The organism is Nocardia aegles, from assembly GCF_052545135.1.
On sequence record NZ_JBQWRI010000012.1, the window covers coordinates 56,734 to 78,615 of the forward strand.

The following is a 21,882-nucleotide window of genomic DNA, read 5'->3' on the forward strand; positions in this document are numbered from 1 at the left end:
GAAGGTGTGAGGTCTGCCTGGCGAGAGGGTCATCCGTCGACTGCGTGGTGCTCGCGTAACCAGGGCGTGAGCACGGCGAGGTAGGTGTCAGGAATCTCTTCGGGGAAGTGATGAGCGCCGTCTTTGACCAGGACCAGTCGTGCGCGCGGAAACCGTGTGAAGAGATAGAGCGGCACCTCCGCGGGCGCGAACGGGTCGCGATCGCCATAGGCGAGCAGCGTGGGAACGTGGTTGAGGTGCAGCACGGGGTCGAGGTCTTGGGCCTCCCCCATGACATCGGGCTGCCGGGTGAAGCGCTCGATATGCTCGGCGCGTGAGCTCGCCTGGTATCGGGCTTCGACGAGCTCGTCCGGTATCGCGCTAGCGTCGAACCACTCGACGGCGGCGAGCAGTGTGCGCATCTTGTCCCGCGTGGGACCGCCATCGAGATAGGGACCGACAGCGTCGCGGACGACGCGATCGGCGATCGGCGGTGTGAGGACGCCGCGGCTCAGGACCGTACCTGTCAGCGCGAGACTGAGGAACAGCTCAGGGCGCTCAACGGCGAGGACGATGGCGGCGGCGCCTCCGAAGGATTGGCAGACGAAATGCGCGCGGGAGACATCCACGCTTTCCAGCACGCCGGTCAAGAGATTCGCGAGTCCGGTCCAGATCGGTCCCTGAATGGGCGTCGGCGAGGAGTCGCCGTAATACGGGAAGTCGATATAGAGGCGTCGGTACCCGTCACCGAGGCGCTCGCCGATCTGCTGCCAGTCGGTCCAGGCGTTGCATCCTGGTCCCCCTCCGTGCAGGAAGACGACCGGCGTCGCGTTCTGATCGCCGAGGTCGATGACATGGAGTTTCGCGTCGCCAACGCTGACGAGTCGTGCGGCCTCCGCGGGGGCGGGTGCGTACCTCATGCGTTGCCTCCTGCCCGGTTGTTGTCGGTCGCTGTGCCGTCTGTCTTCGGGCCGACATAAACCTCGCCGTTCTCGACCTTGACGTCGTAGACATCGACGGGCTCATCGGCGGGTTCCTGGTTCGGAGCTCCGTCGATGAGGCTGAACCGGCTGTCGTGCAGCGGGCACTCGACGCTGAGAGTCTGTGCGTCGAGCTCGCCGTCGCTGAGCCTGGTGTAGAAGTGGGAGCAGATGTCGTTGATGGCGTAATACTTGCCGTCTACCTTGGCGACGCACACTTTCTCGCCTGCGACGTCGACTCCGACCACGTCGCCGTCAGGCACCTCTTCTTCGGGGAGTGCCTTGGTCCATTGTGTGATCGCCATGCCGTTCTTCCTGTTCTGGTGTTGTTTGGTTCGAGTTCGTTCAGGCCTGCTGCAGGAACCCGAGGGTGATCTGGTTGAAGTCCTCCGGCTGCTCGAAAGGCACGAGATTTCCGCACCGAAGGAACACGGTGCGGCAGTTGGGGATCAGGCTCACTGCGGCAAGTGCGACTTCGGGGGACACGACGATGTCGTATCTGCCGTGGAAGAACAGAGTCGGCGTCGTGAACCTCGGTAGGTCGGGGAGCGTGCTGCGGTGTTGATATGAGGCGGAGAAGAACGCCTCTCGGGTGTCCTCACGGTCAGCGCGAAGTTCAGGATCACTGGACACTGCGACGAGGTGGTCGATGTGCTCGCTCTGGATCGACTCGGGTCGAAAAACGAACCCTTCGCGCAGCATCCGCGCGATGTTCTCCCGAGTCGGGTCGGTGATGGCCGCCAACCCGAGCTTGATTCCCTCCTGGCGGACGACGATCTGTCCGTCGTCGTCGTAGAAGACCGGATTGAACAGCAGCGCATTGTCGCCGTTGGAGATTCCGCATCCGGAAAGCACGAGGCGGGTGACCCGGTCGGGGTAGGTCAACGCGAAAAGGAGCGCGGTTGTCCCCCCGGTCGAGGTGCCGATCAGTGGCGCGCGTGTGATGTTGAGCGCATCCATGAACCCGGCCAGGTACCTGTTGATCGTGGCGCGGTCTACTTCAGCGCTGCCGTCCAAAGTCGCGGGGGTGAGGGACCGCCCGGAGTGGATGGGGTCGACCAGCAAGACTCGGTAATGCTCCGCAAAGGCTTCGAGGTTGCGGTGATAGGTGAACCAAGAGGTCATTCCCTCGCCCCACGCGTTCAAGCAGATGAGTGGGTCACCGGAGCCGGCCTCGTGGTAGTGGATTCGGACGCCGTCGACCTCGATGGTGCGAGCAGTCGACTCCTCGGCGTAGGGCCCAGCGGTGAGCCCTGTGCTGTGGGTCGGTGAGGTGCTCAGTGACATGATGGCTCGTTTTCCTTTCATGAGTGGCTCGCGCGAGGAGTGGCACTGTCGATGCGGCATCAGGCGAGCGGGTCCGGGTGTCAGCCGGCTGCGCTCAGCTCGCTCAGGTTGCGCAGGTCGGTGGATTCGTCGCGCAGTTGAGCTGGATCGAGCAATTGCCCGGACTCGATGTACTTCAGCGTTCGCTTGACGTCACGGGGTCGGTTGATACCGAACGTGGAGCGCAGACGGCCTTCGCGCAAGAAGAACGCGCTGAAGGATCGGCTGGCTGGGTCACCACGGACAACGAGGTGGTCGTCCGGGTGCGGGTGACCTGACATCTGGATGCTCAGGTCGTATTGGTCCGACCAGAACCAGGGGACCTCCCGGAACGCCTCGGGCGCCCCCGCCATCGTCCTGGCGACAGCAATTCCTTGGTTCTGCGCGTTCTGCCAGTGCTCCAGTCTCAGCCGATGGCCGAGAATCGCGTTCGGGTGGTAGGCGACGTCGCCAGCAGCAAAGACAGCGGGATTGGAGGTCTGACCGAACTCGTCGACGGCGACTCCGTTCGTGACCTGGATGCCGGCATCAGCGGCCAGCTCCGTGGCAGGAATCAGGCCGATGCCGATCAGCACCAGCGTTGCCTCGATACGTTCACCCGAGGTGGTGACCACATGGGATACCTCGGCAGTGCCTTCGATGCTCGTCAGTGCAGTGTTCGGCAGCACGCGCACGCCGGCGTCGCGGTGGTACTGCGTGACTATTCCGCCGAGCTGTCGACCGAGGACGCGCCACAGCGGCACGTCTTCAACCTCGATCAGCGTGACGTCGCATCCGGCCTTGCGTGCGCACGCAGCTACCTCGGCTCCGATGAACCCGCCGCCCACGACGACGATTGGGCCGCCGGAGCGGAGACGGTCACGGACCGCCACAGCGTCGTCGATGGTGCGTAGGTACTCGACGCCGGGTAGATCGACTCCAGGGATGGCAAGCCGTCGCACGGCGCCGCCGGTGGCGAGGAGTACCTTGTCGGCCTTCAGCCGTTTGCCGGAGGAGGTCTCGAGCGCACCCCCTGCTGTGTCGATGCGAGTGATCGGCGTCCCCAGATGCAGCTGAATGTCCTGCGCGGACCATTCCTCAATGGTCTGCAGGTAGGTCTTTTCGGGCTCGTGGTGTTCTAGCAACACCTCCTTCGACAGCGGCGGCCGGTCGTACGGCGGATACGCTTCGGCACCGAACAGGTGCACTTCGCCGTCATATCCGGCCCGTCGCAACGCTTGAGCGGCACGGCCGCCTGCGACGTTTGCGCCCACGATGGCGATGGCCTTTGACATGCTGATTCCTTCGCTTTCAGGGACCGGGGTCGCCCAAGTTCAGCGCGGGTCCACCGCCCTCCCACATGACGTATCGATGAATCCGCGCTGGGCCTGATCATCCGCGCTCAGAAGAACGTGCTGAGATTCTTCGAGATGATGACGGTCTGGTCCAGGTACACCGATCGCTTGGCGACCTGGAACTTTGTGTTTTCGTCACGGCGGAGGACGTCTTCGCGCAGCCCAACCCACCAGTCGACTTCGGACTCGTTCTTGTTGCGGTAGATGATGAAGTCCGACACGACGTGTAGATCTCCGCCCTCGATCTCGGTTGCCATGACGTTGGTGATGACATGCCGAGTGCGGGAAGGAGGTTCTTCCGCCCAGGCGTAACCGGTGTCGAGCTTGCCGACTCGAATCCGCATGGTGGTCTTGTCGTCATCGATAAGGGCGTTCTCACCGGGTTTGGTGAACTCGTCCCCCATCTGGTCGCCTTGCCTGTTCTGCCGGATCGGAATCCAGTAGTGAAGGTCCTCGGCAAGTAGCTCGAGCCACTGGTCGAATTTTCGTTCGTCCAGTAGCGCCGCCTCGCGCCGGTAAAATAGTTCGATCTCGTGCAAGTGCTCCATCGAAACCGGCTGCTGCCAGAAGATGTCGTTGGAGGCGATGTCCATCAGATGGTCTCCGGTCCCGGTCGAGTGTGATCGCGTTTGAGCGCTTCCCAGTCGTCGGCGTCCATCCACTCCGCCCATGACCGGTGGTACCAGCGCATGTAGTGCTCGTTGACCTGCGATCCGCCGTCGAGGTGGGCATAGGGCAGCTCATCGCGAGCAATCTCCCCCCAGCCCAGCGACATCTGGTAATTCAATGGTCGGCTCTGCATCGCGGGAGTTACGGACGCCTTGGTGCTCAGTTCCCAGTTCTCGGCGTCCTCGGTCTCGATCAGCCCTGCAGGCCCGAGGTTGCGGATGGACATAAGTCTCACCGATTCCCGCTCTTCGTCGGGAAGTGTTTTGTCGACGAAATGGAAGTACCACATCTCCGTCTCCAGCGGGCCCTTCGGGTGCCGGACGACCACGGTGGGATAAAGACTCGCGAAAGATACTGTGTTCGGGAAGAGGTTGAAGTGTCCGACCGGGCCGGCTGCACCAGATGCTTTGCCGTGGCCGTAGTCGGCAGCCGAGTTGGCGATGTGCCCGTAGTCTCCGAAGATCACGCTGGCGCTGATCTGGTGAATCGACTCCCAGGGCAGTTCCATCACCTTGATTGCCGCCACATGAGCAATGCCAACGTGGTAGAAGTCGTTGGTGTTCTCGGTCGCCATCTTCCAGTTGCAGGGAACACGATGCTTGATGACACCAGGAATAATCTCCAGGTTTCCGTCTCCGACGAGACTGTCGAGCATGTGCCTGCCGGCGGCGCCGAGATAGTCGGAAAATGCCGGCGCCTCAGGGTCCAGTGTCGCGAAGATGAACCCGCCGTGGTTCGCGACCTGGGCCGCCTTCCGTAACCCCCACTTCTCACGCTCGAAGTTCGCGTCGTAGAGGTCTTTACTGGCCGGAATGCCGACCAGTTTGCCGTCGAGCCCGAAGGACCATCCGTGGTAGGCGCACATGAATGCCTTGGTGTTGCCAGAGTCAGGACGACACACCGAATTTCCACGATGTGGACACGTGTTCAGCATGACCTGGACGGACCGGTCCTTGGCCCGCACGACAATGACCTGGTCCTCGCCGATGTAGGTCTTGAAGTAGTCGCCCACGTCCGGGATCTGAGTGTCGTGACACATGAAGACCCATGCCCGAGCGAAGATGCGGACGAGCTCCTGCTTGTAGATGTCGGGGTCGGACATGATGCGCCGGTCGATCAACCCCTGTTCATGGTCGACCAACGCGGCATAGGACTCCGCGTCAGGGGTGGCAGTGGACATGATTTCCTCCTCGGGCTGGGCTACTGATAAGTGCACATGGCTGTGATGGGGTCGTCGTGGTGGAATTGCGGCCCAGCACTCCTCGCGTCTCCGCGCTGATGCGAGGCCGAACGACATGCGGGCCGACCGCTCTCTCCCGCAGCGACCGGGGCAGCTGTGATGTCAGCCGCCGCTCGATACTCACCACAGCGGGATCGGGGGCTGCGGAATGAGACCGCCATTTCGTTCGATGTGCTCGAACAGATACGCGGCGGACTTCTCGAGTTGCGCCCGAAGCGGGGCGATGTCTTGCACGAGCTTTCCGTCTCGCTTGAGGATTTCGCCGTCGACCAGGACGGTGTCGATGTTGCCGGGGTGCGACTGCAATACGAAGGTACCGACCGGGTCATACGACGGCATAGTGTTGATCGCGTCCGTCCGCACTGTGATGATGTCGGCGGCCTTGCCCACCTGGAGGGATCCAGTCTTGTCGCCGAGGCCGAGTGCCTCCGCGCCCGAGAGCGTTCCAGCGCGCAGCGCGGTCGGGGTCTTCAACTCGACGGTGTCCGGCCCATGGCTGCGCGAGATATCGTCCTGGTGGTCGAGCATTCTCTGCGTCTGCAACGCGAGTCGCAGCTGGGTGAGGATATCGCCGGAGTTGTTGCAGACCACGTCGACGCCGAGGCTCGGCCGGCCGCCCGCGGCCAGCACCTTTCCGAACGACGGGTGCCCCATGCCCATTTGCATCTCGGTTTCAGGGGTGACCGAGACCGCGCCGCCCTTCTGGATAACTTCACGCGTCTGCTCCAGGCTGGCGAAGTTCATGTGCACCCAAACAACGCCGGGCCAGATCAGATCATGCTTGCTGAGTTGCTCGACGATGGACACGAAACTCTCCGAGAGCACCGCGTCGGCGTGAAGCGTGACTGGCACACCGAGATCCTTCGCGAACTGCGCCTGTCGGATGATCGTTTCCAGCCCACCGACTTCCATGTCCGACAACGCGATCCCGAAGCGCACCCGCCCGTCGTTACCGTCAGCGAACTCCTCCGCGAAGAACCGGCTCGCATGATCCAGTCGCTGGTCGAGGCTCGTGAAGTACGGCTCATCTACTGGCACGGAATTGAAGCCGAGCGCGAAGACTGAGCGGATACCCGCATCGCGAGTACCGCGCAGTGCCTCGGCGGCGTGATCAGGGCTATTGATGCAATGGGAAAAATCGAGCACCGACGTCACGCCGGCGTTGATCGCCTCGAGCATGCCGAGCCGGTTGCCGATGTAGATGTCCTCGGGGCGGTAGTACTTGGCGCTCTGCAGCCGGATGCCGCGGATGTAGTCCTTCAGAGTCCACTCATGTGTTACGCCGCGCAGAGCAGTCTGCCAGGTGTGGCGGTGCGTGTCGACCAGTCCCGGCAGGACCAGGCTGCTGGATGCGTCGATCCGTTCGGCGTCAACCTCGAGGTCCGGCGCGATGGACGTGATCACCCCATCTTCGACCAGGACGTCCGCCCGGCGAGGACTCTCGCCGTCGACGACGGAGATGACAGTCCCGCCCTTGATGAGAAGACGGCCGCGCTCGCTCATGAATGTAGTCCTTCGTTCCGCTCTAAGCACCGACAGCCCTAGTGTGACTACGGTCTCAGACTATGTCAAGCAATTCATGTCTCTATGTACATGATCGACTCGCAGCGGACGCTGACCTAGCGAGATCTTGGCGCAAGAGCAGGCTTTTCGGGACGGAAGGCCGTCGGACCTGTCTGGCTCGCTTAGAATCCATACATGTCTCTTGAATACGTCATCCTGGGCTGGCTCAGCACTGGTCCCGGCTCTGGCTACGACCTTGTGCGCGCTATGGACTTCGGCGTGAACTGGTTCTGGTCCGCGCCTCACAGCCAGATCTATCCGAAGCTCAAAGCCTTGGAAGACCGCGGGTGGGTCGAGTCCGAGTCGACCGTCGTCGGGGATCGGCTAGAGAAGCGTGTGTACTCCATCACTGAAGCCGGCCGCGCGGAGGTGGACAGTTGGACCGCCGAGCCGCCGACCTACCCCCCGAACCGTGACGTCGAGAGAATCAAGCTCATCTTCGGCGACACTGGCGACCTCAAAGCGCTACGCGCGCATTTTCGGGCGCACCTGGAGCATTACCAGCAACGGCTGGAAACGTTGAGGGCGTTCCTCCACGAAATGAGCAGCCGTAGCCACACCCGGATCGAGCGACGTATCGAGAGCAGACCCACCCCCGCGCACGGCGAGCTCACGCTCGCTGTGCGCAACCTTGCCTACCGCGGCGACATCAAGCGGGCAGAAAACGAGGTTTCCTGGGCCCAGGAAGCACTCGACTGGCTCGACGCATTCGAGGCCAAGTGGGATGTGGTTGATGGCCGATTGCCGGATTCAATTCCGGAGCCTGACCCGTCAGCCCGAAGCGACAAGGCGCGCAAGCAGGCCGCCCCCCATCCCTAGACCGTGCCTTACATGCTTGTAGTTCATTTGTTGATGCGTTGAGATGCCATGTGTTGCATGGTGTTCGGTCGTGGATGTGTAGTCGCGGCGGTTGGTGCCGGATGAGTTGTGGGAGTTGGTGGAGCCGTTGCTGCCGGAGTGTTGAACACCATCGGGGCACCCGGCACCAGCCTCGGCACCAGATCGGTGAACAACGCACGCCGCGAATCCGGCGGGAGGTGCCCGATCATATGGATGCCCATGACCGCGACAATTCGGTCGGGCAGAGTCCTTGTCGTGGGGAGACGGGTGCGACGTCGCCGGAGTTGTGGGTGGCTAAACGGGCAAAGTGCCTGTCAGCCAGATAGTCATGTGCAGTCGGGCCAGATTGGCGTTTTTGCGCTGGATCGCCTCGCTCAACTGAAGCAGAGTTTCGTACTGACGCTGGACCGAATTCGGCTGATCCGGCTCCAAGTCGCTGAGCATCCGCCAGATGAAGTCGCCAAAGTCCCATAGCTGGTCGCACAGCCGGGCGACTACTGGAGTATGGGCCATATCCAGCAGGACTCTGTGGATCTCCCGCCACAATGCCCGGTCCGCGCTTTCGGCTCCCACCTGCGGGCGAACTTGCTCGATCAGCTTTGCGAGTTGGTCCAGCTGCTCGGATGTCCTTCGCTCTGCAGCAAGACCGGCTACATGCCCTTCGAGATCGCCGATGACCGCGAGGTAGTCTTTTACAGCGTTCTGATCGTACTGCGCGACTCGACATCCAACCTGCGGTACGATTTCTACTAGCCACTCACCCGACAGTTGCCGCATCGCCTCCATAACCGGATGACGACTTACCCGGAATGTTTGGCAGATCGTCTCGACAGACAGCCACTCACCAGGCCTATACTGTCCACTCAGAATTCCTGACTTGATCTCTTCGTATACAGTCGCGGCCAGCCGTCTGGCAGGCGTAGTGCGGGTAGAATTCGAGACAGCCATTGGTAGCGACATGCTCACCATGCCAATCCAACTTGAATCGGAAACATGTTAGTGAAGTCCACCTTTCATTGCCCGCGACCGTTCGTCCCGCCCCGTCATAGAATATATGTCGATCAGAAATTCAGGAATCGGCGCACTTCGGCTAGGTGGAATTATTCAGAGTCGTGGGTACGGCCTCGGCGTCAGCGAGTACTTCGTACCGTAGGAAAACTCGAGGCGCTGACGTTCTGTCGCACTGAGGACCTTCGGTGATCCGTGCCGTACGCTCCACTTGACTGAGAAACCTTCACTGATGCCGGCCGCTTCGGCGACCTCGCGCAGAGTCAGCCGACGCCGTCGACGCCACTCGTTGAGCCGGGCACCTACGTCGCTCGCCGCGTCGGACTCGTTCAAGACTATCGCAGCACCTCCCGTTCCTCTGCGCTTTCGGTTTCCTGACGCCTATCGTTCTCGATCACCGTCCGTAGTGATTTTGAAATTTTCTGTTCGACGTAACACCAATCCCTGCATGCCTGCGTTATCGCCAGGGACACCAACCCACGATACCTGGCAGATGGAAGCGCTCCCGCGGGCATTCAGACAGCTGCAACCGTCCCCGCGCAGCAGCCGTGCGACGCCATCCCCCACTGACCATCGTCCGTCACCCCGCCAACACCGATACATGCCTCACATGGAAACTGCTTGGATAGGAGTGTAGAAGACTGCGAAACGGGGGGTCAAGAAGTCCATTAGCTGCAGCTCACCCCCCAAAGCGAGGCTACTGCAGGATCGGGTGACAGTGGTGAACCAGCTAGAGCGGCAACGTCACGCGCCGGCATCAGCGTTGTTCAGCGCGGTCTCCGCTAGTCGGGACTTCATGCGCGATTGAAACTCCGCTGCACCAGGTCCTCATGCACGCGTGGGCCCGGCCTGCTGTTCTTGCCATTCCGGGGCTTACGCTTACCGAACGCACTCCAGCACCGATTCCTCGAGTAGATCCGCCAGGCGGTCCGCTCGCTCACCGACTGACCGGCCTCGCGGACCTCGTCGGCGAGAAACCCATATCCGAACTCGGGGGGTCATCGCGGCGCGCATCGAACAACGCGTTGACTCGATACGCCTCGGCGACCTCAGCGGTGGTCACTGGATCGGCCAGCCACCGGTAGCAGGGCCGGCGAGTGAGTTGCCGCACCCAGCACGTCACCGCCACGGGAATCGATTCGGCGACAAGATCTTCAACGAGCGAATAGAGGCCTACGAGGACGTCGTCACGGAGGTCACCGAGCAGCTACGCACTCACGCCGAGGATGCCGTGCGCCGGGGAGTCCGCGAGGTATTTGTCGATCCGGGGCTGGGCTTCGGCAAGACCACCACCCACAACCTCGCACTCCTCGATCTGTTGGAGACCCTGATCGATACCGGCTTCCCCGTGGTTGGCGCCAGCCGCAAGTCTTTCATCGGCGATGTCCTCCGCATCAGCGATCCGGGCGAACGGCTCGCCGGCTCGCTCGCGGTCGCGGTGACCGCGGTTGCCAAAGGCGCGGGCCGTCATCCGAACCCACGCTGTGGCACCCACACGTCAGGCAGTCCGGATGGCCGAAGCCATCCAATCGCCCGCACTCGTCCGCACGTGATCGGCGGGTCCGGTCGCACCTGGAGGACGCCCTGACGAGGGGGCTTCGGCGCCGACGTCGCAGTTTGCCCAACGCAGGTGGTTCACCGGCAGCGTCGAGGTCGGAAGCCCGCGGGAGTCATCGGTGTCGAAGCTCCACGTGCGCGAAATCGGGCGGGCGACAACAGGAGTCGGCAATCCGGTAGCACCCTTGGTTCGTGCGTTGACGGTCTTGGCGGCCGCCGGGCGCGGGCCGCCGGCGTCGCGCAATGCTACGGCCACCCGCCCGACACCTGGGGAGTTGACCCGATTCACGCGGCCAACTCTGGTGGTCTGGGGTCGCAAGACCGGACCTGCCATTCCGAAATCGGAATTCGGACGATGAACCTGATCCCCTGGCCCGTCCGATCGTCCTCCGCGATCCGGACATTGGCCGCGTTACGAAAGCCCCAACAAGTGGGGTTGAGTTATGACCGCAAAGTAGGTTGCGCGAGTCCGCTCCGGTCGACGCATGCGCTCCTCGCAACGGGCAGACGTCCGGGCATTGCACTCCTCGATCATGAGAGACGTGGCCTGCACTGCGCAGATACTCAAGTCGGTAACATGGAACATCCCGGAATGGAAGTCTCCTCCAGTCAAGCCGACGGCATCTACGAACACGATTCGGGTCACCATCTACCTGCACATTCCACGCGCATGGAGAGCCTCGGCGCCAGCGAAGGCGACTTAGCGCTCCCGCTACCGCAAGCTGAGCTTTCCAGCTAGCATGTAACATATGGAGAATCGGCTGGATGCGATCACTGTCGTCGGCGCTTCACTTGCAGGTATGCACGCTGCCGAGGAGCTACAGCACGCTGGGCACGACAGGCAGTTGACCTTGATCGGTGCTATGGCCCACTTTCCGCCTGCATCTGAGATGGCGCGCCGCCAGCCTGGACCTTGCACGCCGGGCGATCTCGCTGGAGGACGGCAATGAGGTTGAATTCGACGGCCCAGTCCTCGCAACCGGGGGATCGCCAGGACAACAAGCCGGGCGCAGGCACCGACGTGCCAGGTGCATTCATCTTTCGCGACGCAGATGATTGCCTGGTGCTGCGCCAACTGGCGAAAAGTGCCCCCGCGTCGGGGTATTCGCGGTCGGTTTCATTGGATCCCAGGTGGCTTCGATCTGTAGTTCCACGGCCTCGGAGTAACGGTATTCGACACAGCACCTCTGCTGATGCTGGAGGAGGCGGGGACGGGCGTCGCGAATTGCCCATCCGACCCATCAGCACCTTTAGGGGGTTTCAAACAGAGCGGCCTCGACCGAAAAGACTCGTGCGCCGGACTGGAAGCCCATCTCGAAACTCTCAGTACTCCTCCGCCGAGTGGTGGTAGTTCTCGACCTCGCATACCTAGCAAGGTGCAATGCAGCGCCTCGGCCTCAGGTACACGATTGCCCTGCAACCGCAGCCTACGATTACCTGAAATATTCGCCATGATCCCGCTGGTACCACAACAGCGCCAGAGGATCTCATTCTCCGCATGATACGACGCTGTCGCGCTCGAGCCGCGATGCGAGGGCTTGCGGCTTCCCGAGGAAGTAGAAGATATGCACGGCACAGCAGATAACCTGGACAGCACAGATCAAGTGGGCAATATGATCCCCCAAGCTGTGTGGGGGGCGGCCGCTGTTCAACGAGCAGTCGCAGCGCTGTCCGCTGGGCAGATGATCGTCGTCACCGACGATGCCGATCGGGAAAACGAGGGCGACCTCATATTGCCCGCCGCGACCGTCACTGCGGAACAATTGGCGTTCGTCGTACGCCACACCACTGGAATCGTCTGCGCGCCAATGCCAGCCGATCGAGCCGACGCGTTGGGCCTGCCGCCGATGCTCGCAGAGAATACGGATGCCCACGGCACCGCCTTCACCATCACCGTCGACCATCAGGACAGCGGTACCGGAGTCTCGGCCGCGCACCGGGCGATGACGTTGAGAAGCCTCGCGCACCCCGGTACACGCCCCGAGGAATTACGCCGCCCCGGTCACGTCTTCCCATTGCGTGCGCGCGACGGCGGTGTCCTGAAGCGAGCTGGACATAGCGAAGCTGCAGTCGATCTGCTGCGCCTGGCGAATCAACCTCCGATCGGTGTGATAGCAGAGATCGTTGCCCCCGACGGCTCTATGGCGCGCGGCCGACAACTGGCCGAATTCGCAGCCGAGCACGACCTCCCGATGCTAGCCATCGCCGACCTCGTCAATTATCGGCAAGCTACGGAGCAACTGGTCGAACGTGTCGCCTCCGCCGAGATGCCTACGATCTTTGGCGAATTTCGTGCAATCGCCTACCGATCCACCGTCGATGGGACCGAACACCTCGCCCTCGTGTACGGCGACCCTGGAAAGGCCAGCAGTACTCAACAGGGCGCCCTGATCCGAGTCCACAGCGAATGCCTCACCGGCGATCTCATCGGCTCGCTGCGTTGTGACTGCGGAGCGCAGCTGGAACAGGCCATGACCGAGATCGCTGCCGAGGGGGCGGGCGCAGTGATCTATCTACGTGGTCACGAAGGCCGCGGAATCGGTCTCGCACACAAGATCCAAGCATATGCGCTGCAGGAAGCCGGATTCGATACAGTCGACGCCAACACCGTGCAAGGGCTGCCAGTCGATGCCCGGTCCTATAGCGTCGGCGCCCAGATCCTCACCGATCTCGGCATCACACGGCTGCGCCTTGTCACAAACAATCCGGCCAAGTACGCGAGTCTGGCTGGTTACGGTATCGAAATCGTGGGTCGCGTTGAGCTTCCCGCATCCACGTCTACGCACAACCTGCGCTACCTCCGCACCAAGCAGCAGCGTCTCGGCCACCTGCTCTCGCTCGATGGCGCCGGCCGGTAGGACGTCTACCGCGCAGTGCCGCGCCAACCAGGTTGGCCCGGGCGAAGGCTCGCAGGATTGGGTCTTCGCGCCAGGGTGAATGCAGACGACAGGTTCGAGCGGTCGCCGAAGCCGACAGTCCGTTGACGCCAGAGCTGACGTCGCAGAAGCCATGAGATTCCCAGGGTCTTCCGGACGCCGATCGTGAGGCGGATCCTCGCCTGCTGCACGAGGTGACAGATTCGATCACGCGGCCTGACTGGTCTCGTATTCGACCGGCGTCAAACGGCTGAGAGCGGTTTGCCGTCGGCGGCGGTGGTAGGTCCGCTCGATCCAGGCGACGATGGCTCTGCGCAATTCCTCACGGCTGCACCAGGGCCGATGATCGAGCACGTTCTTCTGTAGCGGCGCGAAGAACCTTTCCATGGCGGCATTGTCACCGGCACGCGCCGACGCGGCCCATCGACCCGGCCATGTCGTGACGAGCGTCGTGACGAGCCGAGGCGCGCACGAACTTTCGGCTTCGAAATTGCGATCCGCGGTCGGTGTGCAGAATGCAGCCGGCCACGTCGCCGCGGCGGGCCACCGCATTGTTGAGGGCATGCACGGCCAGCGCCGACTCCGTTCGCGAGTCGATGGAGTAGCCGACGATCCGGTTGGAGTAAACGTCCTTGACCGCGCAGACGTAGAGCTTGCTCTCGTCGGCTTACACGGCACATCGGCTGTCGGTTCAACGCCGGACACGGCCACGACAGCCGAAGCCATCCATGCAGCAGTCCCGTAGCCCCGTCACCGCATCAAAGATCTAGCAGTTGCGAGCCACGAGCGCTCGAGAGAGTGCGGCGCTGACCGTGCGGACGACAGGTGCAAATCTGGATACCTTGAATCCCTCGGAGGGAAACGCCAGTGACAGCGCACCCACGACCTGCCCCTCAACCAGGATCGGAGCGGCAACACAGCTGACTCCGACAGCAGCTTCTTCGAAGTCGTAGGCGACCCCAGTCACGCGTACCTCAGCCAGCTCGGCCGCCAACTTGGCCGAATCGGTCGGCGACTTGTCGGTCAGCCGACGTAACGGCCTGCACAGCACAGCCCGCAGAATCTCTGGAGGAGCGAAAGCCAGCTGCGCTTTTCCGGTACTGGTGCTGGTCAACGGCAACCGACCCCCTACCCTGGTCGGCACGTCCACCCCATGGTGACCGCGGATCTTTTCCGCATAGACGACGTCGAGGCCGTTACGAACACCAAGGTGCACGGTCTGATGGGTTGACTCGTAAAGGTCCTGCATGAAGGGGAGAGCGGCTTCGCGCAGGTAAGCCTTCGCTGGAACGAGCTCTCCCAGTTCGAACAATGCCATCCCCGGCCGATAACCGATCGGTTGCCTCTCCAGCATTCCAAGGTGAACCAATGCCTCCACCAGACGGTGAACCGTTGGCTTCGGCAGCCCGGTCCGCTCCACCAGAGTCGGAAGGGTCAGGGTACCTCCGTGCGGGCGAAAAGCCTGAAGTATCTGAACACCCCGCTCGAGCATCGTGGAGCGGCAGGGGTCTTGCGTTGTCATGGGACACATTGTGTCTGCCAAAGAGGCTCTCGTCTATGGAACTGGCATGAAACCTGCAAGACACTGAGCGGAGCTGCCTGGGGCCAGGCGTTTTTACAGCTTCGCCCCGAGATTGTTACTCTCGGGCGCCCCTCGGCAAACCAGAAAAATGACCTCATGCAGGCCAACCACAACGCATACAGACGTAGGTGTAGCCAGCAATCGGACGATTTCGTTGTCAGCGGCAGGCGAGAAAACTGACCCGTGTGGGTGCCGATCGCCGACACATCGCACGTACAGAATCAGTTCACTAACATGTTTGGCGTGGTCCGGGCGGGTGCCGCATCCTCCGCCGAAGGGGGCCGGCTCCGCCTTTCATGAATACCGGTGGACTTCCGGGAGTTGCCGGAGGATCGGGGCACTGTCATCGACACGGTGAAGGCTCCAAGTGGCAAGTCTCATCGGTTGCCGTCGAATTGCTCAGGCTAGAACCGAATTGATATCGACCGCAACCGCTGTAGTTCGCGCAGCGGCGGTAGCGCCGAACCGGCCGCGAGGTCCAGAGCGATGTCGACGATGAAGTCTTCCTGACCGCCGACCAGTTCGACATCACGCGCGCCGCCACCGACCATCTCACGTTCGGTTTCAAGACCCACGCGTGCGCAGGCCAGGGACTCGCCAAGCTCGAGATCGCATCCGGTATAGCTCTCTGCCGAAGGCTCGCCAAACCAGGTAGTGGCCGGACTCAAACCTGGTTGTTATCCGGAGCGCCGCCCGTTCCGTTCTGATCCCACGTGCTCAGCACAACCATGGTTCGCGTTGAGACAACACACGGCTGCGCGCGAATCGTGGAAATCACACGCTGCAACTGCGGTACCCCATCCACTCGAAGACGAGCAATGAGGTCATCATCGCCGGCGACCGCGGCTATCTCCTGGACACCCGGGAATGTGTCACGCATCCACACGGCCAACTCGTCGGTGCCATCAGAAGTGACTCGGATATGGCAATACGCCTCGACGAACGGCTGTAGCACACCACGGTCGATGACAACGGTGTACCCACGAATAATGCCGATCTGTTCCAGTCGGTCGATTCGTCGCTTCACCGGTGCGAGGGACAGGTTGACTCTGGTCGCGATGTCGGTCACCGTGCGACGGGCGTCCAGCCGCAGGAGTTCCAGGATCTGTAGGTCGACCTTATCGAGGGCCCTGCGAGCCGAATCCGGCACCGCTTGTTCCTGCGTCATCAGGCCTCACTCGTGGCAATCAGCGGAAGCCGACCACCCAGCGCTTGTGTCGCACGGCTCGAGGCCTCCTCCAGCCGTGCCAGCCGACCTTCGAACTCCGCCCAGTCTGTAGGGGCCTCGAGCCCTTCGATACCGAGCGCGAGCACCACGTTCCCATCCGGTCCGAACACGGGAAGCGCGAGCCATTCCACGCGTTGAACGTCAGAAGGTCCGAAGTCGACCGGGTCTGCCGCCAGCGTCGTCAACAGCTGGAACTGCTCATCATCGACGTCCTCGCGTCGAGCCGGAATAGCTCCCTGAGTGGTGAGCTCCCACAAGCGGTCGTGGGTGTCCTGATGGAGGGCGACGGTGAAGCCGCGCGTGCGAACACCGCGCAACCGTGCCCGTCCGTCAGCCCGCGCGCCTTCCGGATCCGGCGACCGGTCGAGAATTGAGAGCCAGTGCTCAACGTCTTCTTCGCCGCTCCAGGCAACGAAGATGGCACCCGACGGCGGGATAGCGGCGGTGCGGTCGCCCACCCGCATGGCGGGTCCCGAGTAGTTGTACAGGTGTCCCGCACTCGCGAGGAAGACGTGCTGGTCGTCGACGAGAGCCTGTGCTACGACCCGACACTCGAGGTCGCTCGCGACGGCCTCCATCTCGTCGCGTACCAGGTCGACCAGGGCTAGGGCTTCTGTGACGTCGTGACCTTGCGCTTGCAGGCTGGAGGTCTCCAACACTCCATGCCCGCCATCGACCACAACGAGCGGAGCGAGGCTGCTATCTCCATGGGCACGGACGGTTGCGACCAAGACAACGCATTCAGGCGTCAGTTCGACCACGCGCTCACGCACTGCTTCCATCCAGGCGGTCACGTGGTTCAGGACGGGCACGCCGCGGGTCGTCAGTCGCCACCCGACCGACTCATCGAGTCGTTGCTCCTGGTCCGCCGGGAGGGATCGGTACAGCTGTGCGTGATGGGACGAGAGCACATTGATACTGAACTCAGCCTGTGCAGAGGTGCCGATCGCTTCTGCTCCGGTCAGGACGATGATGACTCGAGCGGGGTTCTCGCTGATAGCGGTCAGCGAGGAGACAGAGACTGCGACCGGTTCGCCTGACTTCATGTATGAGAGGACGCACGCGCCAACCGGAAACCGAGCGGCGGCTGACGCCAGGCTGCCCGGCGATCTTTCCCCGTCCGGACCAGCCTGAGGGGTCGGGGGCACCGCCATCGCCGTCAGTTCCTTCCGTCGACGTCGAGCATGGCGCCCGACGTCCTGCTTCGATTGCCTGATGGGATCGGGTGCTTGTCAGCCGAACGACGCCGTAGACGCCACGCTGATCTCTGCGCGGTTGACGTGGGATGGACGGGAAGACGGGTGCCGCCTGCGAGCACTTCCGTCACCGTAGGTCGGAAATAGGGAGGATGCCAATTGTGTACATCACGTCGACATCGTTCCACGACGAGTGCTCCTCAACGATGACGCCGCCGAGACCTCGCGTCATGGTGATTCCCGTAGTTCGTACTTGCCGGTTGGGGAACGTTGAAGTATGTCGCGGAGTGGTGGCCGATAGCTCCCCACCCGTAGGTCACCCAGTCGCCTTGCGCGACCGTCAGCACTTTCGTGAGTTTCATGTCGGGAAAGGCGTCCCGCAATGTGACGTAAGTATTGGTCGGCATCTCGGCTTCCCACTAGTCATCTCCTGGGAAGCGCTGAAGGTCGCGAAGCAGTGAGCCGTGAAGTCGAGAGCGGACTCGAGGATACGACCGTCGTCATGACGTCCACTCGACGTGTGTGCGGATTCCCTCCTCTGTGACCCATCCATACTTGGCAGCCTTCGCGAGGGATTCATCAAGGCCTTCGACCCATCCCGGATCGGAAGCCGCGGAGCCGGCGAGGCGGATCAGCTCGTCGCGCTGGATCTGTGCGTGCTCTGGCCGATTGACCACCATCTTGAGATTGGCGACGTCGTGCGCCTCCCGCATCGTGACGCGAGGTGGCACTACGCTGAGATCTACGTCGATCAGCAACAGGTTCTCCTAGATTCTGGGCCCCGAAGTCGAGGACTGTGGCGCACGATGCGGAACCCATTCGACAGATATAACTCGGGCCTCGCTACTGGAGCGGCGCTGTTGGCAAGATATGTGCGTTCAACCGGCCCCCTGCGCGCCTGTTTCCGACTGTCCGCGGCAAGGAAAAACATGTGCGTTCGGAGTCAGTAGAAGTCCTTATCGTCACCGGCAGCCGGTGCCTCGGGTGGACATCGCCGAGTCAGCGATGCCCACCCGCTGCCTGTGCCGCTTGCGCAGCGTGCTCGCCTTCGAGCTGGTGGATCAACAGCTCGACTTGGGAGCGATAGGTACTCACGTTGCCGAGCTTGATCTCCTCGTATCCACGAATGACGTCGGGAAGCTCCGCGATCTGAACCGCCGTAGACAACGTCGCCGGTGACAGGTGCTGCAGCGTCCGCTCGATGGACGTTCGGTATTCCCCTACGAGTTCGCGCTCGATCCGTCGCAACTTGGCGTAGCCGAACGGGTCGAACGGGGTGAAGCGCAGCCACTTCATTCGAGCGAGAGCCTTCATGAACGGGTCCGACCACCGGCCCAGGGAAATCTTCCGCTTCATACCGAGTGCCCTGAGGACGGGCGGATGGAGCTGGAGGTAGCGCTTGGCGCCTTTGCCGAACTCGGCTTCCAGCTTGGCCTCGAACTCGGGATCGAAGGAGAGCCGCGCGACCTCGTACTCGTCCTTGTAGGCCATCAGCTTGAAGAGGTTCCGGGCCACGGCAGAGGTGAAGTCGTCCGAGGTGGGATCCACACGGTGTTCGGCTTCCTGAACACGCCGCACAAACTCCTCGTAGCTCGCCGCGTACTTCGTGTTCTGGAAGCGGACCAGCTCCGCGTGCCTCGAGCGGATCAACTCATCGACCGAGGACGGTGACGGCTTGGAGGGGGTACCAGCCGTATCTCCGTACAATTCCGTCTCGAGCGCCTCTGGATCAGCGATAGCCTGCCGTCCGCGGCGGAAGGCTTGAATATTGGAATCGACCTCTACACCGTTGAGCTCGATCGCGCGCTCGATCGAGCCGGCGCTGATGGGCAACGCCCCGGCCTGGTAGGCGGCTCCGACGAGGACGAAGTTCGCATACTGCTCATCTCCGAAGAGCCTGGCCGCGATCTCTGCGGGGTTCACGAAGATCGTACGAGACGAACTGCGGTCGAAGACCGACCTCAATCGCTCGATCTCCGGGTAGGACACACCTGTATCAACGACCATTGCACCCGTAGGGACCTCCGCGGTCGACACGACCGAAACGGTCCGATTCGGAGAAGTCACCCCGAGATTGACCGCGTCCGTCGCGACCAGGGAATCGCAGGCCAGGTAGAGCGAGCACTGCCCCTCGGTCACCTTGGCCGCACGCTCCCCCGAAGCCGCACTCAAACGGACATCCGAAACGACGGCACCGCCCTTCTGCGCGAGACCGGTCTGGTCGAGACTGCGGACAGCGGCGCCGTCGAGGAAGCCCGCAGTCGCCAGCACCTGGGACAGAGTGACGATGCCCGTGCCGCCGATACCCATGATGCGCATCGAGAAGTCCGACGCATCGAAGATCTGGTCCGGCTCGACGCAACTGTCAGCGTTCAGCGGCTCGGGCGGCGCCACCGACGCGGCCGCGCCCGGCTCAACGGTGACGAACGAGGGGCAGTCGCCCTTCAAACACGCATAGTCGACGTTGCACGAGGACTGGTGGATTTGGGTCTTCCGACCGAACTCCGTCTCGACGGGCCTGACAGAAAGGCAGTTCGACTTGGCGCCGCAGTCGCCGCAACCCTCGCACACCCGTTCATTGATGACGACCTTCCGGCTGGGCGTGGGCAGGGTGCCTCGCTTTCGCTTCCGCCGCTTCTCGGCCGCACACTCCTGATCGTGAATCAGGACCGTGACACCCTTCACCGCCGCCAGCTCCTCCTGCACGGCGATCAGGTCGTCGCGATGACGCACTGCGACGTTCCGGGGAAGCCGCTGACGGCGGACGCGCTCGAGGTCCTCGGTCGTCACGACGATCTTCTCGACGCCCTCGGCGTGAAGCAGCTCCACGAGCCGTTTCAGCGAGAAGGCGCCGACAGCGTCCTGTCCGCCCGTCATGGCGACAGTACCGTTGAACAGCAGCTTGTAGGTCATGTCGACCCCCGACGCCACTGCGGCCCGGAGGGCCAGGCTCCCCGAGTGTGTGAAGGTGCCGTCGCCCAGGTTCTGGACGTAGTGGTTCTTGTCGAGGAACGGTTCCATTCCAATCCATTGGGCGCCTTCGCCGCCCATCTGCGTCAGCCCCAGCACATTGCCGGTCGGAGTGCTCTCATCCATCAGCAGGACCATCGCGTGACACCCGATCCCGCCGCCGACGATGGTTCCTGGAGCCACCTTGGTCGAGCTGTTGTGCGGACACCCAGAGCAGAAGTAGGGAGTTCGGCTCAGCAGGGGAAGTGAAATGACCGGCCGTGTGCTAGTCGGTCGGTCCGCGACCTCGATCTCGTAGCGGTTGACGAACCGCCGGCCCAGCTTGTCCGCGATGATCATCGGGTCGAGCTCGCCGAACACGGGAATGAACGGAGCACCGTCAGGGTCTTGTTTGCCGAGCACGACGGGTCCATCGGTCTGGCGCTGGAGGATCGCGCGGATCGCGTCTTCGAGGAACGGACGCTTCTCCTCGATCACGATCACCTCGCGAAGACCTCGCGAGAATTCACGAACGACCTGTTCGTCGACGGGATAGACCATGTCGAGCTTGAGGACCCGAATGCCAGCCTTGTTCAGGTCCCGCTCCGCCAAGCCCAACCGGCTGAGCGCCTCGCGGAGATCGAGATACGTCTTGCCGGCGGCGACCAGGCCGACTCGGTCCTGACTTCCCGAGATGACCACCTTGTCGAACCCGTTGAGCCGCGCGTACTCGATCGCTCTCGGAAGACGGATCTCGAAGAGGTTTTGCTCCATGTCGATGAGATTCGGCGCGAACAGGTTGGCCGTCGGCTTCCATAGACCTGGACCGGAAGTCGGGACCTCGGGAAGCAGTGGAGCTACGCGACCACCTCCGACGACGGCACTTCCTGCCGAGTCGGCGACGTTGGTGACGACCTTGAGAGCGGACCACAGACCCGAGTATCGCGACATGAACGGCGCATGGAGCGCCATGTCCAGCAGGTCCTGAACGTCGGCCGGGTAGAGCGTCGGAACCAGAAGACTCGCCAGCTGTGACTCCGAAGCACACGGAACACTCGACGACTTGGCGCCTGGGTCGTCGCCGACAATGGCGACGACACCGCCAGAGGGATCGGTCCCGATCAAGTTGCCGTGCCGCACAGCGTCTGCGGCTCGGTCGAGACCAGGGGCCTTTCCGTACCAGTATCCCGTCACCCCGTGGGTCCGCAGTGTGCCGACCTGACCTGCAAGCTGGGTGCCGAGTACCGAGGTGGCCGCCAGCTCCTCGTTGACGGCGGGTTTGAAGACAACGTCGAGGTCCGTCATGAAGCGGAGTCGCCGCGTGAACTCGAGGTCGTACCTGCCGAGCGGGGAGCCCTCGTAGCCAGACACGAACGACGACGAAATGTGGCCGCGCTCGCGATCGAGCAGTGCACGGTCACGCACCGTCCGCACCAGGGCTTGGATGCCCGTGAGGAAGATCGGACCTTCGTTTTGGAGGTAGCGGTCGTCGAGCGTGAAGTCGTTACGCGGCGTGACCGCCGTGTCGATGGTCATCGAAGGTTTCCTTTGCGCG

The 21,882-nt window shown here is 62.5% G+C and carries 17 protein-coding genes and 1 pseudogene; 3 read left to right on the forward strand and 15 right to left on the reverse strand.

Going from position 1 to position 21,882, the window contains the following annotated elements; genetic code table 11:
• Positions 1 to 29: 29 nt before the first annotated feature.
• From ACT89H_RS25820 to ACT89H_RS25850, 7 genes are all read right to left on the reverse strand, one after another.
• The gene (locus ACT89H_RS25820; protein WP_445111257.1) at positions 30 to 899 is read right to left on the reverse strand and encodes an alpha/beta fold hydrolase; all 870 of its coding nucleotides are present in this window, start codon (positions 897 to 899) and stop codon (positions 30 to 32) included.
• On the reverse strand, positions 896 to 1,264 hold the full coding sequence (locus ACT89H_RS25825; RefSeq protein WP_445111258.1) for a non-heme iron oxygenase ferredoxin subunit: 369 nt from the start codon (positions 1,262 to 1,264) through the stop codon (positions 896 to 898). Before ACT89H_RS25825 ends, ACT89H_RS25820 begins: the two co-directional genes overlap by 4 nt.
• 40 nt (positions 1,265 to 1,304) lie before the next feature.
• Positions 1,305 to 2,246 carry an alpha/beta fold hydrolase gene (locus tag ACT89H_RS25830; RefSeq protein WP_445111259.1) on the reverse strand — a complete coding sequence of 314 codons (942 nt, stop codon included), beginning with the start codon at positions 2,244 to 2,246 and terminating at the stop codon, positions 1,305 to 1,307.
• Between the two features lie 80 nt (positions 2,247 to 2,326).
• On the reverse strand, positions 2,327 to 3,559 hold the full coding sequence (locus tag ACT89H_RS25835) for an NAD(P)/FAD-dependent oxidoreductase (RefSeq protein WP_445111260.1): 1,233 nt from the start codon (positions 3,557 to 3,559) through the stop codon (positions 2,327 to 2,329).
• Between the two features lie 107 nt (positions 3,560 to 3,666).
• Complete coding sequence (locus ACT89H_RS25840) at positions 3,667 to 4,212, reverse strand: aromatic-ring-hydroxylating dioxygenase subunit beta (RefSeq protein ID WP_445111261.1); 546 nt, start codon at positions 4,210 to 4,212, stop codon at positions 3,667 to 3,669.
• Positions 4,212 to 5,468, reverse strand: a complete 1,257-nt coding sequence (locus ACT89H_RS25845; protein ID WP_445111262.1) for an aromatic ring-hydroxylating oxygenase subunit alpha — start codon at positions 5,466 to 5,468, stop codon at positions 4,212 to 4,214. The genes ACT89H_RS25840 and ACT89H_RS25845 overlap by 1 nt, the downstream gene beginning before the upstream one ends.
• A gap of 180 nt (positions 5,469 to 5,648) precedes the next feature.
• The gene (locus tag ACT89H_RS25850; protein WP_445111263.1) at positions 5,649 to 7,031 is read right to left on the reverse strand and encodes an amidohydrolase family protein; all 1,383 of its coding nucleotides are present in this window, start codon (positions 7,029 to 7,031) and stop codon (positions 5,649 to 5,651) included.
• A 195-nt stretch (positions 7,032 to 7,226) separates the two neighbouring features.
• On the opposite strand from ACT89H_RS25850, the gene ACT89H_RS25855 reads away from it, so the two are divergent.
• Complete coding sequence (locus ACT89H_RS25855) at positions 7,227 to 7,910, forward strand: PadR family transcriptional regulator (RefSeq protein ID WP_445111264.1); 684 nt, start codon at positions 7,227 to 7,229, stop codon at positions 7,908 to 7,910.
• A gap of 315 nt (positions 7,911 to 8,225) precedes the next feature.
• Here ACT89H_RS25855 and ACT89H_RS25860 read toward each other — a convergent pair whose 3' ends face one another.
• Positions 8,226 to 8,900, reverse strand: coding sequence for a GntR family transcriptional regulator (locus ACT89H_RS25860; protein ID WP_445111265.1), 675 nt, complete (start codon positions 8,898 to 8,900; stop codon positions 8,226 to 8,228).
• Between the two features lie 877 nt (positions 8,901 to 9,777).
• On the opposite strand from ACT89H_RS25860, the gene ACT89H_RS25865 reads away from it, so the two are divergent.
• Positions 9,778 to 10,527: a dihydropteroate synthase gene (locus ACT89H_RS25865; RefSeq protein WP_445111266.1), complete on the forward strand. Its 750-nt coding sequence runs from the start codon at positions 9,778 to 9,780 to the stop codon at positions 10,525 to 10,527.
• Positions 10,528 to 12,109: 1,582 nt separating this feature from the next.
• A complete protein-coding gene (locus ACT89H_RS25870) occupies positions 12,110 to 13,354 on the forward strand; it encodes a bifunctional 3,4-dihydroxy-2-butanone-4-phosphate synthase/GTP cyclohydrolase II (RefSeq protein WP_445111346.1) in 1,245 nt (414 codons plus the stop codon).
• A gap of 225 nt (positions 13,355 to 13,579) precedes the next feature.
• Here ACT89H_RS25870 and ACT89H_RS25875 read toward each other — a convergent pair.
• From ACT89H_RS25875 to ACT89H_RS25905, 7 genes and pseudogenes are all read right to left on the reverse strand, one after another.
• A pseudogene (locus ACT89H_RS25875) lies at positions 13,580 to 14,036 on the reverse strand (transposase); the annotation flags it as partial.
• A 102-nt stretch (positions 14,037 to 14,138) separates the two neighbouring features.
• Positions 14,139 to 14,894 (reverse strand): IclR family transcriptional regulator, encoded by a 756-nt coding sequence (locus tag ACT89H_RS25880; RefSeq protein ID WP_445111267.1) that lies wholly within the window; start codon positions 14,892 to 14,894, stop codon positions 14,139 to 14,141.
• A gap of 464 nt (positions 14,895 to 15,358) precedes the next feature.
• Complete coding sequence (locus tag ACT89H_RS25885; RefSeq protein ID WP_445111268.1) at positions 15,359 to 15,622, reverse strand: hypothetical protein; 264 nt, start codon at positions 15,620 to 15,622, stop codon at positions 15,359 to 15,361.
• The gene (locus tag ACT89H_RS25890) at positions 15,619 to 16,122 is read right to left on the reverse strand and encodes an Lrp/AsnC family transcriptional regulator (protein ID WP_445111269.1); all 504 of its coding nucleotides are present in this window, start codon (positions 16,120 to 16,122) and stop codon (positions 15,619 to 15,621) included. The genes ACT89H_RS25885 and ACT89H_RS25890 overlap by 4 nt, the downstream gene beginning before the upstream one ends.
• The gene (locus ACT89H_RS25895) at positions 16,122 to 17,336 is read right to left on the reverse strand and encodes a flavin reductase family protein (RefSeq protein ID WP_445111270.1); all 1,215 of its coding nucleotides are present in this window, start codon (positions 17,334 to 17,336) and stop codon (positions 16,122 to 16,124) included. The genes ACT89H_RS25890 and ACT89H_RS25895 overlap by 1 nt, the downstream gene beginning before the upstream one ends.
• 542 nt (positions 17,337 to 17,878) lie before the next feature.
• Positions 17,879 to 18,136, reverse strand: coding sequence for a hypothetical protein (locus ACT89H_RS25900; RefSeq protein WP_445111271.1), 258 nt, complete (start codon positions 18,134 to 18,136; stop codon positions 17,879 to 17,881).
• A 241-nt stretch (positions 18,137 to 18,377) separates the two neighbouring features.
• Entirely contained in the window at positions 18,378 to 21,863 is a 3,486-nt protein-coding gene (locus ACT89H_RS25905; RefSeq protein WP_445111272.1) for an indolepyruvate ferredoxin oxidoreductase family protein, read from the reverse strand.
• Positions 21,864 to 21,882: the final 19 nt, after the last annotated feature.